We start from the raw sequence: 3,187 nt of genomic DNA, 5'->3' as shown, positions 1-3,187 counted from the left end.
GGCGCCGAGGTTGCGCCCAGCCTCTTTCTCCCCGTCACTATACGGGGAGAAATGCCCGGCAGGGCAATGAGGGGCAGCACAAGCCTCACTTTCATATTCGCCAAGGCGCCTTACGGCGCCTTGACCTCCATCATGCCGGTGGCGGTGCGGGCCGAATATTGCGGCCGGTACATGTCCTCCACCGTTGCCGCCGGGTGCGCATAGGTACCAGGCGTCACCGCGCGCACGACATAGGCGAGCGTCAGATTGTGGTCATGATCGCCGTCGGCCGGGTTGAACGCCGCGACGAAACGGTCGTCGCGGAATTCGAGATGCGCGGCATCGGTCTGCGCCAGCCACGAGAAGTTCGTCAACTGGGCGCTGGAGACCAGGCCGGGATTGTCGATCTCGAAGCCGGCCGGCAACAGGTCGGTGACCAGCAGGCGCGACGGCCATTTGTTCTGCTCGTTGACCTTGAGCACGACGACATAGCGTTCGTTCTGCGTCGCCTCGGTGACATTGGCCTCGGTGCCGTCGAGCTTGTAGTAGGTGCGGTTGATGGTGAAGCCGTCGCCGCCGGCCGGCAAGGGCTGGACCGGCGACGCCACGGTGGTGACGACGGCCTGCAGCGGGGTCTTGCCGGTGTTGGCGATGGTCAGCGGGCTGTCGGCCAGGTCAGAGCCTTCCACCTGGTTGGAGTAGCCGCCGGAATGCGCCGCGCCATTGACGGCCAGCGTGATCGTATCATTGCCCTCCTTCAGCGCGCGGGCCGCCAGCAGCATCCAGGATTCGTCCTGGGTGGTGGTCCAGCGGGCTTCCGCGCGTTCCCTGGTCACCAACTTGATCAGTTCCGGCACGATGGTCGGCACCGGCTTCGATTCCGCCGCCAGCGCCAGCATCGCCGCGCCATCACGCAGCCGCGAACCGTAGTCGGAGCGGTAGTAGTCGTAGTCGGTGGTGGACTTTGCCAACTGCAAGGCGGTCTTGAAGGTGGCTTCGGCGCGCGGTGTATCGCCGTAGAGCGCCAGGCTTGCCGCCAGCTGGGCAACGGCCATCGGGCTTGAGAAAGCTTCGAGTTGGGTATCCGCATAGTAGCGCAGGTCGCCGATCGAGGCCTTCTTGTTGCGGGCCAGAACGTAGAGGGCGTAGGCGATCTCGCTGCCACGGTCCTGCACGCTCTGGTCGTAGCCGAGCGAGTTCTGCAAATTGCCCAGCGCCTGGTTCATGGCCAGGCTCGGCACGTCGTATTTCTGCTCGCGCGCCCTGGTCAGGAAGTCGGTGACATAGGAATCAAGCCACAGATCGCCGGAGCCCGGACCCCACAGGCCGAAGCTGCCGCCCGAGGCCTGATAGCTCAGAACCTTATAGATGGCGTCCTGGATGCGGCCATGGATATCGGGATCGCTGGCCATGCCGACGCCGGAAGCCAACTCATTGACGTAGAGAAGCGGCATGGCGCGGCTGGTGGTCTGCTCGGCGCAACCATAGGGGTAGCGGTCGAGCGTCATCAGCAGCGACGGCACGTCGAAGGCGGCGGCCTGCGAAACGCCGACACTGACGGAGGCGCCGTTGAGCAGGCTGGCTGCCAGCAGTTCCTTGTCGACGCGCAGCGCGCCGCCATTGCCCTTGAGGTCGACCACCAGCCGGGTGGTCACCGGCAATTGCGCCGGGCGCACCGGCACATAGAGCGTCTGCTCGACCCTGGTGCCGTCGGCATGGGCAAGCTTGATGGTGAGCGAGGCATTGCCGGCCGTCTGAGCGACCAGCGGCACGGTCAGCGTCTGGCGCTTGCCCTGGGCGAGCGTCAGCTTCTGGGGCAGGGGCTTGTCGCCGGTCGACAGGTCACCCGTTGTTTCGATCGAGAACGCATAGTCGCCGGCCGGACCATCGGTGTCGGCGACGTCGAGGCGCATGACGGCGGCGTCACCAGGCGCCAGGAAGCGTGGCAGGCCAGCGGTGATCACGATGGGATCGCGCACGATGACATCGGACTGGGCGTGGCCGACCGCATCCTTGGTCCAGGCGACGGCCATGACGCGCACGGTGCCGTTGAACTGCGGGATGTCGAAGTCGACCCGCGCCTTGCCGTCGGCATCGAGTTCGACGATGCCGGAGAAGAAGGCGACCAGTTTTTCGGTCGGCGGGTTGCCTTGCGCCTGCATGTTGGCGCCGTCGCCGCCGGTCCGGAGCTTGCCCGTATTGCCGAGCGAGCCATCGATCAGGCGGCCGTATATGTCGCGGATTTCCATGCCCAGCATGCGCTGGCCGAAGAACCAGTTCTCCGGATCCGGCGCCTTGTAGTTGGTCAGGTTGAGGATGCCGACATCGACGGCGGCAACCATGACGTAGGCATTGCTTCCCGGCTGCACGCCGGCGACCGAAACCGGGATCGACAGCTGCTGGCGCGGCATGGTCTTGTCCGGCGGCGTCAAGGTGATGGCGAGCTTCTTCGAGCCCGGATCGACCTTCAGCCATTTGACGCCGATGGCGCGGGCCGGCATGCGCGTTTCCTGCGCATCGCCCGGCCGGAACAGGGTTGCGGTGACATAGGCACCGGCACCCCAATCGTCGCCGACCGGTATGTCGACCGTGCTGCCGCCGGCCGGCACGGATGCCGTGACGGTCTTCAACAGTTTGTCGGAACCGATGTTGATGAGAAGTTCGCCGGCAAAATGCGGCGAGACTTTCAGCTTGGCCACTTCGCCGGCGGCATAATTGTCCTTGTCGAGGGCGATTTCGAGACCGTCGGGCGTTTCGGTGGTGGTCGAGGAGACATACCAGCCGGCATCGAACTCGTAGCTTGTCGCCGGTCCCTCGGGATCCGATGTCTCGACCTCGAGGCGGTACTGACCCCAATCGACCGGCACGGAGACCGTCGCGTCGCCGTCGGCGCTAAGGTCGACCTGGCCGTTGGCGATCGACTTGGTGAAGGTGACAGGTTCGTAGTTCCAGGAATTGTTGGAGCGGTACCACTGGTAATTGCGTTCGACCTTGACCAGCGTCCACTGCGCGCCTTTCAGCGCCTCGCGCTTGCCGTCGGGATCGACGGCGATCAGGCTGAACTTGGCGGTGCCGCCCTGCGGCACTTCATTGTCGGCGAAATCCGGACGGATGCCGATCATATGGCCTTGCGGGCGGATGCCGATGTTGAGCGAACGCTCGATGGCGCGGCCGCCGGTTTCGCGCATCCTCACCGTCACCTTGGCCT

At 65.1% G+C, this 3,187-nt stretch carries 1 protein-coding gene; it reads right to left on the bottom strand.

Annotation, left to right across the window (positions count from 1 at the left end):
• Window positions 1-110: 110 nt before the first annotated feature.
• The coding region (locus EOC06_RS43590) for an alpha-2-macroglobulin (protein ID WP_245470094.1) at window positions 111-3,187 on the bottom strand (3,077 nt) is incomplete at its 5' end.

Origin of the sequence: Mesorhizobium sp. M7A.F.Ca.MR.362.00.0.0, from assembly GCF_004023175.1 — a bacterium.
Classification (GTDB): domain Bacteria; phylum Pseudomonadota; class Alphaproteobacteria; order Rhizobiales; family Rhizobiaceae; genus Mesorhizobium.
The sequence above is the reverse complement of the archived record's forward strand: the minus strand, read 5'-3'. Positions and strand labels throughout refer to the sequence as shown.